Source organism: Oceanihabitans sediminis (assembly GCF_003337215.1).
GTDB classification, from domain to species: domain Bacteria; phylum Bacteroidota; class Bacteroidia; order Flavobacteriales; family Flavobacteriaceae; genus Oceanihabitans; species Oceanihabitans sediminis.
This window is the reverse complement of sequence record NZ_QPIG01000002.1, coordinates 434,039-450,367: the sequence shown is the minus strand read 5'-3', so window position 1 is coordinate 450,367 and position 16,329 is coordinate 434,039. Positions and strand designations below refer to the sequence as shown.

Genomic DNA, 16,329 nt, shown 5'->3' with positions numbered 1-16,329 from the left:
GGTGGGGAAAAGTGGTTTTATAATTTCAAAGAAACGAAAAGTTTATGTTTAAGTTCAAATTTGAGCGTAGGCAAGCCGATATTTAGCTCGTGCCTTTTCTATTTAAAATGAATGTACTCGTGAATATCGGCTAATTGTGTTTTTTGTACAAAATTGTGCGTAAAGGCTAGCCGATATTTTACATAATACCAGTTATAACTATCGCCCGAAATAATAAAACGCCCGATAGGGCAACCAAAAAAGGGAAGTATTATAACTTGTATTATGTAACATAGCTTGGGGAAGTTTAGGGTTTTTATGATACCATAATAGAGGAATAGCTTATTGTATTTTGGTTTGATTTTATGAAAACCAAAACTGCATTGTGCTATTACCTTGAAGACCAAAAAAACGCTAAACTTGTAAGGTAAGCGGAACAACACAAAAGACAGAGGGTTATTGCGATAGCAATAAACTGGGTTTTGGGTTGTGGGGGATTAAAAGAAAATAGTTTAAATGTCACTGCGCCATCTGGCCTCTTCGCTAAATCTATCCACTGGATAGATTCTACACGCTCGATCCGGGTTTTGGGTTGTGGGGAATTATTTAATTTTCATTTATTCTGGTTTACCAAATCCTGAAAAATCAATTAAATAAATAAAGCCTCTATCAATTGCAGCTTGAGTCCAGTTAGTAGCATATTGTTGGGCATTACGGTTTTCTAATAAGCGATTTTCATCAGAACGTATGGTTTCTTCGTAGGTATGAACATAAACAGAAGAAACTACGAAACCAGATAGACTCATATATTGATTAATTTGATTTACTAAATCTCTAGATAATTGAGCTACCTTTTGATTGTTTATATATGCATACCAAAATATATAACCTGCTCTTTGTTCATTTCCTAGAATAATAGGGTCACCGATTTTTATAGCATTTTTAATTGTGTTAAATGAATTACCTCCATAGGATCCTGCGCTCCAATACATTGTGAACTTATCAATTCCTTCCTTAAGCATAATACCATACCTATTTCTAATGGCAGCTTCTGGATATTCATAGGATCTACCGTTATCTAAAGCCACTTCTCGATGATGCTTTATTACTACTAATCTTTTTTTTGCCCTTGTATAAGCCACATAGTAGAGACGTCGTTCTTCTTCAATATATTCCATTGTTTTATCGCCAGCATTAATAGCTAATTTAGCTACCGAAGGTGGTATTAAAACGGCATCGAATTCAAGACCTTTAACTTTATGCATGGTTGTGAGTACAATCTCTTGAGATTGTTGTTGACCCGTAATTTGTTCTATATGATTTTCATAAATTTTTCCGAATTGGCCATCATCTTTAGAACCCACTTCTAAAATAAACTGAATTAGATTTTCATAGGTGTCATCATCTTCTTTATCACTATCAAATTCCATAACTAAACATAGGAATACATTCATCAAATAACTATCCCAATTTGTATGTTCTGTTTCTTTTTGATTTTTTAATAGTTTTAATTCTTCGATATAATTATTTGGCAGTATTTGTGATTTTTTTTCTTTTAAAGCACTTAAAAAATAGTAAAACTCACGCGTCTTACTTAATGCACCTTTAGCCCCTTGGATTCGTAAGCTTGTATTTGGTAACATAAGACTTTGAATTTTATTGAAAGCTCTAAAAACCTCATCATTTGAACGGAACATTACTGCTATTTGCTTGTAATTATCTCCTAGGTGATCTCTATAATTTAATAACTCAATTAATTTATCAGCCCAGTTAATTGTTTCTTGTGTTGAATTATAAAAGTTGCAATAATTAAAACTGGTGTTTGGATCATTAAACGCAACTAATTTGGGCATTTGGAATTTAGAAGCGTTAAGATTTAAAAGTTTTTCGGCTTGTTCTAGAATATTTGGAAATGAACGGTAATTAATAGTTAAATTCAGCTCGCGAGGTTTATATAATTCCTTAAACTCATCATAAAATGGTTTTGGATCCATTGTATCGCCTAATCGCAATCTGTCATAGCCATAAATGCTTTGATTGGGATCGCCAATAACACATAATTTAGCATTTGATGGTTCAGAAATAAGCTTTAAAAATTTAAGCCTTTCAGAAGTTATATCTTGAAATTCATCAACAAAAATATAACGAACGGTTCCAATTCTTTCCCTTACTAATGGCTCTTTGTTTTCTAATGCAGCAATAAATAATGTTATCCATTCATGAAAACTATCTCCTTCAAGTTGAAGAATCTTTTTTGCATAACTATGGAAAGTGTGAACTTGTAGACTCTTGGTTAGTTTATAATACCCTAGGTCACGAAATAATTTACTCAATCTTTCCTTTAACTCAATAACAACAGCTCTATTATAGGCTAAAACCAATATATTCTGGGGATTGATTCCCTCTTCTTGAATTAATCTAGCAATTCTTAATGTTAACGTATGCGTTTTACCACTTCCAGGACCCGCAATTACTTGCAGGTTTCTATTTAATTGAGACTTGTAAACTTTTTCTTGATCTGGATTTAGTTTTTCTTTTTCAGCTTTAAGCGCTTCTTCCCTGAAAGCGCGAAGTTTTGTGTGATTATTTCCAAAATATTCCTCAAGAAGTTGAATTAAATCACTTTGGCTTGCACATTTAAAATAGCCTTTAATGAAGTTATCGAAATCTGATTCTGAAGCACCGGACAAACATTCTAATGCCAATAGTCGTAATTCCTTCATTTTATTTGTTTCATCAAATTCTTTTCGAATGTTAGAATCTTTTGAATTTGAATCGGACGTATCTATTTCTTTAATATCACGAATATAAAGTTCAATACCCATTGGCACTAAATCGCCTCCACCTTTTAAAAATCCTAGTCCTTTAGAAATAAATATTAGTTTTTGAAAATGGTCTTCACCTTTGTCTTCTAGACCTAGATGAATCATTAAGTCTACGATATTAAATACTTCTTTATTTTTATTAAAATATTGATTTGAAACATATTTTATAAGTTCAATTAATTCTGTTTTAAATTGTTTTAAATCGTTTAGCCATTCATCAGATGAAGTGAAACCATTATACACTAACTGTATGGTTTTTGCTTTGTTATCATGCTTGTCAATTTCAATAATTGATTTGTGCTGAATTTTAGATAAAAAATTTATGGCTTTAAAAGAAAATTTTGCTCTAGTATTTTTAAAATCATCAAGAAGTGACTTATTAATTTCTTCTTTGGGAATATTTATATTATTGTTGTTGGAGATTTTTGATTCTTTCCAAAAAATATTTTGAGGTATAAATATCTGGTTAGTAGTCTCATTAATTAATTCATCTACTTTATCTCCTAAAAATTCTGTTTGATCTCCATGTTTGGAAGCAAACATTATTTTTTCTGATAAATCAAATAAAGCTTCAATAGTTGGAATAGACTTATAACCGTTCCATTCTTTTAATTGAGGGGTTCTCAATTTTGTAGGCGTAAGTTTAACTTCTCTTTCAATGGTTAATAGTTTCGCTTTTTGCGCCTTAAATAATAATTTATATACCTTCTGATTACTTTTCTCTTGTGCAGCTTCCTTCAGAAAATTCATGCTTACCATTACACTTTTAAAGTCTTTAAAACTTTTATTCTGGTATGACAATAAAGCCGTATGTAGTTTTTTTAGTTGTTTTCTTTCATCGTTGTTAGAAATTGATCTGAAATCCTCTTGGTCTTCATGAATTTTTATAGGTAAATGTGTAGGTGTGAAAACTCCTAATTTGAATCTTTCTAATTTTTCTAGCCAATATAAAATAACTCGAAAATAGGTATCTCTATTATATATTTCCTCAAATTGGGGATACTGATCTAGTAAATCAAGAGGTAATGGGAATGCATTGTCTGTATCTGGAGCCAATGGTCTAAACATTGATATATATTGTAGAATCGTCTTTCTAATGTTCTCAATTTCTTCCCAAGCAATTCGATTACGATGATTTTTATCTTTTAAATCTTGAAAATCTCTATTTGTAAGAAGACATTTTGTCCTTAAAGGATTTTGACTTGAATAACCAGCTGCTTTCAACATATCTGGATCGCGACCTGCTCGACCAACTTCTTGTAAAAAATCTTCGAAAGTTGATGATGGCCCTAAATGATAAATAAAATGGATATTTTTAATGTCCATTCCCATCCCAAAAGCTTTTGTAGCTATTAGGATTACAAGTTTTCCATTTTTATAGTCTTCATATTTTTCTTCTCTATCTTGACCGTCTAAACCAGCATGATAAAAATCCACCTTTTGAGCATACTCCGCTTTATTTTTTGTTAATTCTTTTTTTAATTCCTCAACAGCCTCTTCAGTTCCTTTTCTTGTTTGTACAAAAATGAGTACTCTACTTTTGTCGGGATTGAAGTTATTTCTTTTAAGATCCTCGGCTACCCCAGATGTCATTTCTGATTTATCACCAACAATATTAAAAGACATTTTTATATGATCTCTTATAGGATTATAAACTGTATTTTTTTCTAGACGTTTAATCATTGAATATTTGAATAAAATCTTGATAAATTTTTTCTGAAACTGTAGCAGAAAATAACAATAATGGTATGTCTTCCTGTGCTGTCATTTTCATTCTTTGCACTTCTTTCGCACAATTAAAGTAATCTGGTCTAAATTCATGGCCCCATTGAGAAACACAATGTGCTTCATCAAAAATTATATATTCTAGACCTCCATCGGATTGCATCCTCACTTCTAAAGCATTTTTAAAAGAACGACTTCGAAACCTTTCTGGTGTTACAAATAGTAATGCTATTTCACCGCCTGCCATAGCTCTGTAAATAATTTGGGTGTCTGTACTACGATCTGAATTTAGGTACTCTACACTACCATAAAACCCATTTTGCCATAGTTTATCAACTTGGTCTTCCATTAGTGCTTTTAGTGGTGTTACAACAATGCTTAATCTATTTGTGAACGAGCTTTTGAATAACGCAGGTGCTTGAAATAATAAAGACTTACCTCCACCTGTTGGTAATGTTACTAATAAATCTGTTTTACCAGGAATTATTAAATCTAGATATGGTTCCTGGTAATCGTACCATTTGGCTCCATTTAAAAAGACATTGCTTAAGATTGTTTTTGTTTCCTCAATAGAAAAAGGTAAATTTTCTAGAGGTTTTACTCCAGGGATACACAAGTCTGCTAATTTCAAATCTTCTTCGTAAGCTTCTTTACTATGCCATACGTTTAATGATCTACTTTTAATATTCCAGAGATTACCAAGGTTGGGGAAATCGGCTATTCTAGAATCCAATAACCAGAGTTGATGCTCTGCATTGTAATTGTGAATAGTGGCTCTGTAATTTGAAATAATAGGTTTGAGTAATTTTAGTAAAAAGAAGGTGTCTTTTAGTAATGGTTTTTTAGGTGTATTGAAATCTTCATCTTCGATAGTTTGCTTATTATTATCACTATTTAACTCCTTTTGCTGTGCCTTAAATAACTTATTAAAATGGGAAGTTTCTTGTGCTATATAATATTTGTCTGCCAGATTAAAACTATCAACTATGATATTTAAAGCACCTAAATAATTGCTTGATAGGATTTTATTTAAATTGGCAACATGGTCAATAATAATCTTGTTTTTGATACTATTCAAATGTATAAATTCGAGTCTTCTTCCCATATTTATAGTATTATCAGGAACAAAGTATCCAAGTTCTTTAAAATAGTTTTCTAGTACTTCAATTTCATCATTTCTTTCAACCAACAAAATTGATGGATTATTATTCGATGAAATTTGATTAATTAGTTCTTTTTGATATACCCAATATCTCGATCTATAGATAGATTCAGGATTAAACCTAATTGAATCATTGGAGTAAGAAGCTGTAGCGTTTATTTTAGTGAAATAGGTGAGGTCTTTAGATTCTTCGTTGAGTTCAAGATTGATCACTTTTTTTGGAGACATTTTATTTATGAGTTTCTCCCAATTATAATTGCCCCATACTATATATTTTGCATATTTATATTTTTCAATCCAAAAGTTTGTTAAAACTGGAGAACAATCAATATTTAAAGCGATACATTCTTGCTTTGACAGTTGAACGTAACTTTGACCACCAGAAAATTTCATCCATAAATGATTGATATTGTGAGATGCAGCAGTTAAATCTTGCAAATCGAGTTCCTTTAATTTTATTTTATTAGATGTAGCAAGAAAATCTGGTTGCAGAACTATTAGTTCGATCTCATCTAGTTTATTTAAATCTTCGTAGTGATTCAGTAAATCATTTATAGTAATAAATAAGACTCTTTTATTTTTTAATACATCTGTGTGATCACTTTTGAATAACACAGACACGTCATTAATTTCTTCGGAAATTTTATTTCGTATATATGGTGCTAAATTTCCATAAATAGGAGAAAGGTTATTTACTTTTGTGTAGCTTAAGTAGGATTTAAGAACATTAATTAACCAATCGGAAAGCTCTGAATTTTCAATTTTTTCACCATCAAGAAGTGCATATCGATTTTCTGTTTGTGTCTCTATAAAAAATTGAATATTCAATACTTTACTAACCTCTAAACGAAGGCTTTCTTCTCCAATAATGATTGTTTTTGCTGCACTAGAAACCTTTAATACGTTTTCTAATTTTTTTAAAATTGGATGAGGTTTTGCTTGAGGTCTATAAAAAGATTTAGCTTCTTCTTTTAATAGGGTTTTATCTAAAAGCTTTATTGGAATTTGGGCTTTGCACTTTTCTATTTTTTCTGTAATATGTTTTGGTAAATACTCAAATATGTATGTTAGTTCTTCTTTTGGTGATTTAAGAATTCTAAATATTTGATTAAAAAATAAATTTAAAGTTAGTTGTGCATCTTCTTTTGCAGAATGTGACGTTGCTAAAGCTAAATTGTTGAACTCTGGACTTAAAAATGGTTCAATTTGAATTGTATCCCATATTTGTTTCTTATTTACTACTACACTATAATTTTCTAGAATTGGTAAATCAAAGCTTAAGATATTATGACCAATAACTACATTATCATTTTGAGATATATTATTTTTAAATAAGCTAATCCCTTGATCAATAGATTCCTTGTCATTATAAAACTTCCAATCTTTATTTTCATTCCAAGCTATTTCGTAGATGTTTTTTGTGTCAGATTCTAAATCGAAGCTTAATGGATTAAAAACTACAGCTATTTGTTCATGTAGTATTCTATTTATCCGTTTTTTATGCTCGACTTTGGTTACTTCCTTAAGCTCTGGAATTAAATTTTTTAATTCAATATCATTAATTAAGTCAATAATTCTATCTTGAACTTCAGTTTCTAAAGTAGAAAACTTTGCAATTGCCAACTCTTTTGGAAACGTAACTTGGTCATCTTGCAACCATAGATCAAAAGCTAATTCTGGAGCTAGACTATTTTTTAATTGTGTTTTGTAAGCCGCTTTATTTTGGCAATTTGAAACTTCGATAAGTCGTTCTAAAATATTAAACACCTTTATAGAATCGGTAATCAATTCATCTTGAAAATAAGTATCAATAGCTGAAGAAATTTCTTCAATGTGTGCGCCTATTAGCTTATCATGGAACGATAATTGATTTGACTCTGCGTTTTCGTATGTTTTTATTTCGTAATTAATTAGTGCATCAATAAGGTGATTTTCCCAAAAGGATTTATTTATTTTTTTGTCCAACCATAACTTCACATACATGTTTAAATGTTCGGTATGCTTAATATTGCTTAAAACTAAATTCTCTAATTTAAGTAACCGCCATTTAGCGAAAAATGCTAAAAGATTTGATTCATTTGAGAAATTTTGCTCATTACTCAAATCCTTTTTAAATTGATCTGCTATAATGCTATCATAAAGTGAACTGTCAACATTTGATTTATAAAATTTTATAAATTGAATATCATTTTCTTCTATGTCTGATTTTGAAATTATAGGAATAATAATTTCTTCCATTTTAGAAGTAATGCGCGTATTATTCGCCTCAATATCTGTTTTTTTACAGCGTAATCTGCCGCTAAAAAAATGTAATGTTGTAGTCACAAATACATCATCATCACTAAAGCCAAAGGTTCTTATGTTATTTAAAACAACAGGATTTTGAAAAGATAGCCAATCAATAAACTGCTCTGAACGTGCAACCTTTGAAATGGTTCCCTCAAAAGTTTCAGAAATAATTTGTGCTAAATGATATTTATTTGATTTTAACTCACAAAGTATGATTTGCCCACGTTGAAGTGTCGTACAATCTTCTTTTAGTGTGAAATCGGCATCATCTCTTGCTCTTAAATCTAATGAAGCGATAGCGTTGATATCATCGATACGTTTTATAAATGCATGGTCAAATTCTGGCCCCACATATTTTACGTACGCATAGAAACCTTCACTTGTGTGTTTTTTTGATTTTGAGTTATGCTTTAAATCCTTATTTTTTTTCTTTGGCTTTTTAAATTGAGAAAGGTCAATTTTTTCACTAGAAATTTGAGGGCCTGAAAGTTTTTGATATTCCGTTTTTATTTGTTCAACGGGGAATATAATTGCCTCATTTTCTGTATCATCTTTTATTAACGTTTCAGAAAATTTAAGTTTCTCGGTGTTTTTTTTAGTTGGGTTTAAATCAATCTTCCCAACAGTGTTTGGATGAGAAAGGTCTTGGAAATCTCGAAATACTTTCCGTTTTATATCATCCTTATTTTGCTTTTCCGTCGTTTCCTTTTCTCGTTGTTCGAATAGCAGATCTAGTCCGCGAGGTTTTGCTTTTTCAATTGATTTTTTTGAAGTCACTAAACCCAGAGACTTTTCAATAATAGGAATCCATTCTACTGGAATATCATTGAGATGCTCTAATTTTAAAACGATATGCTGTTTTTTTAAAATTTGAGCGAGCTTATTAAAATCTAAATTATATTTTTCTTCTAATTCTTTAAAGTCCATTTGTACTATTATAGAAGCACTATAACTTCCATCATTTTTTATTTCATATTAATCTTGAGAAACTTTAGTTAACACCTCATATATCTTTACCATCGCATAGGTATCTAATTTACAATACTCGAGTAAATCTTTTCTTGTTTTTTCGTAGTCGCCGGTAAACGTACCACTAACCATTTCAGCAAATATGTTACTTGCCGTTCCACCTTCTTTGATTTCTAAATCTTGGTATGACAACTCTGGCACTAATGCAGGGAGTACATATTTTATAGAATAACTGCCTTTCATTTCTGGTGTGTAATACCATCGTTTTTGAAAGGGAATCATTAAATCTTTTAAGCGATTTATGATATTATTTATCTCATTAGTATATTGAGGAAATAACTCTATTAAATCGTTGAGCTTACCTCTTTCAAAACCTATATTGTAGACTAAAATATCGCCAGAAGTACCGCAATCGGTTATTAATTGTTTTACAAAGCCTATTCTTGGGTCTGTATTGGTGGTTGTTTCTGCTAAATATTCATAATGCTTTAAAACCCCATCTTCTTCGGGTAGTATATGCAGCGAGTATTGAAATACAAATTGTTGATATGGCCTCGTATTATCGTAAACAGGAATGGCAGATCCCATGGTTTCAAAATCGAGAAAATATATTGGATAGGTTAGGTCATTTAAAAATGCCGAGATATTCTTTTTATCAATATGCTTGGTATTATTTAATTCGCTAGTTACTTGTAAGAGTTGATTTGAGTTTAAAGGATTATTGTCTAAATCTATCTGATCAAAAGTTGTAATCCCTTTTTCGTATAACTGAAACTTTTTGCTTGCCCATAAATTTGATATATCGAAGATGGAATACTCGGGAATGTGTTTCCAGCAATGACCTTTAAAATCGCAAGAGTAGGGGGAATCACAATGTGCGCCAATATCAATACTAGGTATTTCCTCTTGCTTTATAACTCGCTTTAAGTTTTCAATCTGGTTTGGAATGTTTGGTAAAATTTCTTGAACCCTTTCAAAAACAGATTCGATAGTAAAAAGGTCATTAATACTAATATGGCCATTTTTTACATATTGGTTGTTAATATATACTATGGAAATATCTTTTAAATCGATACCAGAGTTCACAATAGTATAATATTGAATGGCCGCATCGTAGATATAGGTATCTGAAACACTTGTAGAACTTTTAACTTCATAGGCTTTCCAACCATCAGCTTCTTTTACAAGGATGTCTAAAGCTGCTAAAACACCATTATATTGAAAGGTTGCTTCGTAAATGATGGTTTCTCCATTGGCAATAAAATCTTGGGTTTTAAAAACCGATTCTTGCATTTTAAAATGATCCGGTGGTGATGCATCCATACCATTTGGGAACAAGTCTTGAGCCAATAACCCAACATTGGTACCTTGATTGAAAATAGCTTGTAATTGCGCCGGCGTTTCATCCTTTAATTTATAGTGATGCTTATAGAGGTACAATGATTTTTCACATTGTAAACCTCTTATAAACGTTGATTTTGAAAGGATTGGTTTTTGCATATATTTTTATCTAATAAGTTATTCTATGACCGGATAATTAATAACACCCCAATCTTCAAAAATGTTGTTAATCATTATATCTATGATAATAGGCATAAGAAATTCTAAAATCTGACCTGCATCCTGAACTTGAGATCGGTTTAAATTACTTTCATAAGTTGCTCCGCCATGTATTAATTGATTGCGCACGGTATACAATCTATCTAAAACCAATCCTAATAATTTTGATACCTGTTGGTTTGCTAAATAGTTTCTAGAATCTATTTTGGATTGATTAAACAATCGCTCCCAGTCTATATTTTCACCGCGTTGTGCATCCCAAAATTGTTTGTAAGCATATTTATTATCGATTAATAATCTTACTGGGCCAGAAAATTTATACCATAATAATTTAAAGAATCTTTCTTCACTATCGCACTGAACCAACTTACTGATAAACTCTTTAAAACGTTTTTTTTCTGAAAGGATATACTCATGAGCATCATTATCTGCATAACAGGCGTTAAATGCTATCCAAAGCGTAATAAATTTCAAGTCTGGATTATTCTCGTGATCTTCAGCACATTTTACCCAACTAATGGCACGATGTAATCTAATGGCATCATTTTGATCTATTTTGCCATATAATTTTTTAAGTTCCGTCTTTAAAAGGGAAGCCTTTATTAGTTCAATATGTTGTTCTGATTCTTTCATGATTAAGTTTTAAGTCTTAAATAATTTTGACTAGATATAAATTAATGGTTGCTTTTAAGTATTCTAATATCGATTGCTCAACCTCGTAAGCTTGTTGTGATGGTAGCATACGTTATTACTTTTCTTTAGTTATTTTTAGCGTAATGATATAATCAGAAGGTGAGGCATAAAACAAGTTATTATTATCAAAATCAATTTCCTTTTTAAAATAGTCCCTTAAAATGTGAATCTCTTCACCCATAACTAACGCTATTTCAAAATCTTTACCTCTTTTGATCGCTTCTTCCTTCTCTGATTTACTTAAATGAAAATATGATCCATTAAATGCTTTTACCTCTAAATACTTCCAGTTATTACTATTCACTGGTTTATACCTTATATCATAATGTTTGGTGTCTGATTTATCAGAGGTGTTAGAAAAACTAGATACCCATTCGACATTGATAACCTCATCGCTGTCCCTTAATGCATTATATACCCGTTCTTCAGCTTCTTTTCCAGCTTGTTTATTACGCTTTACATCTTTATCTCCATGATTCCAACTACCTCGTTTACCAGTTGATTTTTTAGATGATTTAGGCACAACCTTTTCTGTGTTGCTAAATATTAATTTTCCTGTTAATTTTTCTTTAGGGGTTTTCTCGGGTTTTGTAGAACTATCCTGTTCATCAATCTTTAACCGCTCCTTTAGCACAGCTTCGTTGCCTTCAAAGTATAGTAAACTCCTTATTTCAACATCCTCAATATCAACTTCTGAAAGATTATTTTCTTTAAGTAATTTAATATATTCAGGTTGTATACTTATTTTATTGCTTTCATCCTTTTTTAGTTCAAAATCAAAAACTTTTTTAACCACATTTTTTAGAATTTCTAAATAATCAACTTCCAAAAGAAATCTGCTTTCGTATAATTTATCTAGAATTTCTTGAGACTCCCTTAAAAGTTCATAATCTTCTTGGAAGGAAATAAGATGCTTTTGTTTGTTTTTATTCTCGTTTAAGTATGACCATAAACTTGAATTAAAGTACTTTTTATGATCATAAATTATGGTTTCAAAAGTGAGAAGATGATAATGTAATAACCCGTTAGAATTGGATTCAAAAATTAATGATAACGGTACGTCCAATTCATTTTTAATCGCTTTTAAAAATTGAACCGACTCTTGATTGTCTAAACTTTGATAATCGATATTGGTTTGATATTGGGATATATCAAAACCCAAATCGTTAAGCACTAAATTATTTAGCTCGTTGGTATCTTTTATAGTGTTGGGTAAAGTCAGCTCTTTAAAATCATAGATTTTTGACCAAAAACTGATTTCTTCATTTGATATCCCTAATAAATTTAATGCTGTTTTGTAAAGCTCATTTAAGGACTTGACATCTATTAAATACTTTGTGTCCTTTAAGCTATTCTTGTCTTTAAAAATAGCTCTATAATCATCTTTATGGTCATTTACTTTAAAAATGGTGCATAAAATTTCGGCAAATGCTTCGCAAACCTTTGGCGTATCTTTTATTCTATCTAATGTGGTGTTATTTTCTACGCATAAATAGAATCCTTTAGCATTCCCTTTAGGTAAAAACTCTCCTGGTAACAACCATTTTTCTTCTCCTATTTTAATGGTATATTTTAATGAAGAAACCAATGTGATTTCAGCCTTCTTAAGTTCGTCAGCTTCCGTTTTTTCTATCGATTTATTAATAGAACGAAGCCTGTAGGTAAGTATGTAAGGCTTTATTTGCTTAAACCAGGCTTGAAAATCCTGATAAGCATTACTGGTTTTAATCGAGTCTTCTTGAATCCTAATTTCAACATCCTTGAAGGTTTTTACTCCAAAAAATTTAGATATCTGACTTTCTCCCATTCTTTTAGGGAAATCGAACATCCAAAATTCTTCTGCAATTTTTGAGGGTAATGTGGCATTATCACTATAATACACCTCATCAACCGCAATGTATTCTTTTTTACCCTTCCTTTTTGCAAATAGCTTATGCTTTTTTGAATATTGAGAAAAATCGACTTCTGTTTTCGTTCTAAAGTAATTAAAAGCTAGATTGTATAATTTTCGTGCATTTTTACCTTCTATATCTACGCTCGACAAATCTTGAATTAAATCATAGACTTCTTCTGGCTCTAAATCGTTAAATGATATGCTGATATCTAGTTGGTCTAGGACTTCAATAATATCGTGCTCGTCAATACCCAATTCTTTAAAAATAGGATGTTCGAAATCTATGGCATTATGCCCTAATTCGGTAGCAAAATCAAGATCGACTATTATTTTGGTATTTTGTTTATTAAGGTAAAGCTCTTTTAATTGATAATAAATATATGAAGGCTTGTAATTAACGGGTGTTACTTTATTGTGATAGGAATGACTGAAACTATCGCTATTATCAAAATCTAGTTGACTCCATATTTTTGGATCAGAAATCACCCAGGCAATTAAGTTTTCCAATCTAAAATTGGGACTTGAACTTATTTTAGTAAAATCCAATAATTCAAGAACTGTATAATCTTTATGGGAATTATTATCTGGCCAACCTACTTTGTTAAATACAAAATTCGAATAACCGTCTTCTTGATCTCTATTTAGGTATTGCGATTTTGTGTTTGTTTTAGACAGTCTATTAACTCCTAACCAACCAAAAAAGTTCTCCAAATATTCATAACCACCTTCTTCTAACTGCCAAAATTCATTACCAGCTACAAAATCCTTATCCGTGAAAATATCTTTAAAAATTATTGAAGTTGTCGTGCCTAAATCATACTCTGACCCCAAGTATAAATCTCTGGCAGAACATAAATCTAAATTTTTATTTAGTAGTGTGATATTGAGATTGATGCTATTTCGTCTGTCTGGATTTACTTGATAAATAGAAAAGAGTGATTCTACTAAACCAATGGCTATATCATTTCTAGCTTCACCTTCGGCTTCTTTCATTTCCCTATCGGAAGTGCTCACAATATTTCGAATTACTTCTGTAATGTCGTTAGATCCTATGTTTACAACGTCTCCAATAACTCTTTTTAATGGTCTGGATTTATCTTCGGCACCATTCCATTTATCATCTACTTCCTCTTTTAAAACCTCTAATAGTTTTTCGTACAACTCACTAGACATAAAAGCAATATCTACATAATCAGGAATTTTATATTGTGCTATATGCGCTTTTGTAAGGGTAAATACTTGTGTGTATTCAGAAATAGTATCACCGTTTTTATCAAGAAGTAATGGTAATTTAACTTTTGAACCATGTATTTCGCGAAATTTATATCCGGTGAGTAAGCCTATCAATAGGGCTCTTTCGTGTAAGCTCTCTATTTTATTATTTATTTGATTTATTATTTCTAGCCAACCTTCATAGGTGTAATACCGGAAATCTTCATCTGGTAATTCGTTATCTTCTAAAGGGATTAATAAATCTTCAAATGATTGTTCCACCTTGTTGCGACGAACCCAATTTGAAAACTCATCGTTGTAAAAAACAGCTTCTTCCAAAATACAATACGAGCCATCTACACAAGGGTATATTTCCAATTCCGTTTGTAATTGTAACAGCTTCTCAAAAAAAGCGTTTAATTTGGGGTTGCTGTTGTAATTTAAGGGTTCCAAAAACTGAAAGGCTTTCCAGTCACTTTTACCCATATTTCTCATTCTTGTTAAGGCAATTTCACCAATTGCCTTTGCTATTTCCTCCAGTAAAAATTGATTGACATCGCCTTTTAATAAGTCGTTTCTAGATTGATTGAGTTCAAAGGTTGCGTGAATTAAAAACGGTAATTGTGTATTTACCTCGGTGGGGAAATAGGAGAAGAACGTTGAATCTTCATCACTTAAATCGTCTTGCCAAGCTATTTTAAATTGATAGAACTTATCGTCGTTGTCTGGGAATTTTAATTCCCCAGAATCGAATATATGCCAAGTGGTATCGTTAACCCTAATTTCACTTTTATCTTCGTTTAGAAAGTGCCTGGTAATGCTTGCGTTTAAATGTTCAATCCCAGAAATTTCAATAGCGTTGGTGTGATTGAGAAAGAGTAAAATTTTAGGACTTATGGTTTCTAATTGCTTAATTATTTCATCCTCATATTTTTCGTGGTACTTTAATTCAATAATGGTTTCCCATTTTTGATTGCTGTTTCCATCCTTGTGTTCTGGTAATGCCAGAATAGCAAACGGCACTTCGGCTTTATCTAAATACTTTTGGTTTTGTTCTAGTATTGTTTTTCTAACTTGTGTATCTGGAAAAAACTCCAGAAATCTTTGTTTGGCTAACGCTGGTGAAAAGGTAAGCGTAAAATCTTTGGTTTTTATATTAATTTCAGAAGTCCAATTTAAGATAGATCTAAAGCCCAGACCTTTATTACCTATAAATTCTTTTTTATGTTTAGAACTTAAATTGGCAATTAAAAGGGATTGAATACCATTTAAATCAAATTTATCACCATTATTAGCTACACGTAATATTTTATTAACGGTGTCTAAATGAATTCCAACCTTATCTGTTTTGGCATCATCAGCATTTTGCAGTAATTCCAGTAATTGACGCCCTCTATAATCGTTGGTGGTTTGTTTTTCGCCACGAAAATCAGAAATGATTCTGTTAGGGTTTATCTTATAGGTTTCCTCATTCTTATGTATAAGGTTTTCTATTTCGTCTTGTATGTCAATTACTTTCTCTGTCATATTTTATTTAATAGATGTTTATACTGAAACTCTAATCACATTAGGTTCTTTATAAGTAAATAAAATATGATTTAATTGTGCGTTAAGATATGCACCATCCATAGCAAGTTCTTCTAGTTTTTTTTGATTTTTATCTAGGCTATTTAAAACATAAGCTTTACTATGAAACAAGGTACATCTGCGTTTCCACCAATCTAAAACTTGTTCTTTTAAAAAAGGGGCTAATCTTTGGTCCCAAGAATAGCGACTTATAGAACTAATGACACTTGTTACATCTTTATCTAGGTATCTATCACTTTTGGTTTTATTGTGAAGTAAATCTTTAAGTTTCTGGGCTATCAAGCTTTCACTTAAAATAACTGCTTCTAGATATGCTTTCATTTCTATTTTTTCTATGATAATTGGTTCATCCATACTTCGTGTTTCTTATTTTTTTTTTCATTTTTTATACTTATTCAAGTTCTCGATACAATTTTGTTCCGCTTCTCTTCTCA

General features: G+C 31.0%; 6 protein-coding genes. All 6 read right to left on the bottom strand.

Annotation, left to right across the window (positions count from 1 at the left end; all coding sequences use genetic code 11):
* Window positions 1–596: 596 nt before the first annotated feature.
* Entirely contained in the window at window positions 597–4,487 is a 3,891-nt protein-coding gene (locus tag DU428_RS07765) for a UvrD-helicase domain-containing protein (RefSeq protein WP_113965966.1), read from the bottom strand.
* Window positions 4,480–8,907 carry a DEAD/DEAH box helicase gene (locus DU428_RS07760; RefSeq protein ID WP_113965967.1) on the bottom strand — a complete coding sequence of 1,476 codons (4,428 nt, stop codon included), beginning with the start codon at window positions 8,905–8,907 and terminating at the stop codon, window positions 4,480–4,482. Before DU428_RS07760 ends, DU428_RS07765 begins: the two co-directional genes overlap by 8 nt.
* 48 nt (window positions 8,908–8,955) lie before the next feature.
* A complete protein-coding gene (locus tag DU428_RS07755; RefSeq protein ID WP_113965968.1) occupies window positions 8,956–10,449 on the bottom strand; it encodes a DUF2779 domain-containing protein in 1,494 nt (497 codons plus the stop codon).
* Between the two features lie 18 nt (window positions 10,450–10,467).
* Entirely contained in the window at window positions 10,468–11,142 is a 675-nt protein-coding gene (locus DU428_RS07750; protein WP_113965969.1) for a HEPN domain-containing protein, read from the bottom strand.
* Between the two features lie 115 nt (window positions 11,143–11,257).
* Window positions 11,258–15,835, bottom strand: a complete 4,578-nt coding sequence (locus DU428_RS07745; RefSeq protein ID WP_113965970.1) for a sacsin N-terminal ATP-binding-like domain-containing protein — start codon at window positions 15,833–15,835, stop codon at window positions 11,258–11,260.
* Window positions 15,836–15,853: 18 nt separating this feature from the next.
* A complete protein-coding gene (locus DU428_RS07740) occupies window positions 15,854–16,249 on the bottom strand; it encodes a hypothetical protein (RefSeq protein WP_113965971.1) in 396 nt (131 codons plus the stop codon).
* Between the last annotated feature and the right edge of the window lie 80 nt (window positions 16,250–16,329).

Excerpts from the sequence above, each read along its gene's own strand:
- DU428_RS07755 (WP_113965968.1), bottom strand. The coding sequence starts at position 10,449 with ATGCAAAAACCAATCCTTTCAAAATCAACGTTTATAAGAGGTTTACAA.
- DU428_RS07750 (WP_113965969.1), bottom strand. The coding sequence starts at position 11,142 with ATGAAAGAATCAGAACAACATATTGAACTAATAAAGGCTTCCCTTTTA.
- DU428_RS07745 (WP_113965970.1), bottom strand. The coding sequence starts at position 15,835 with ATGACAGAGAAAGTAATTGACATACAAGACGAAATAGAAAACCTTATA.
- DU428_RS07760 (WP_113965967.1), bottom strand. The coding sequence starts at position 8,907 with ATGGACTTTAAAGAATTAGAAGAAAAATATAATTTAGATTTTAATAAG.
- DU428_RS07765 (WP_113965966.1), bottom strand. The coding sequence starts at position 4,487 with ATGATTAAACGTCTAGAAAAAAATACAGTTTATAATCCTATAAGAGAT.
- DU428_RS07740 (WP_113965971.1), bottom strand. The coding sequence starts at position 16,249 with ATGGATGAACCAATTATCATAGAAAAAATAGAAATGAAAGCATATCTA.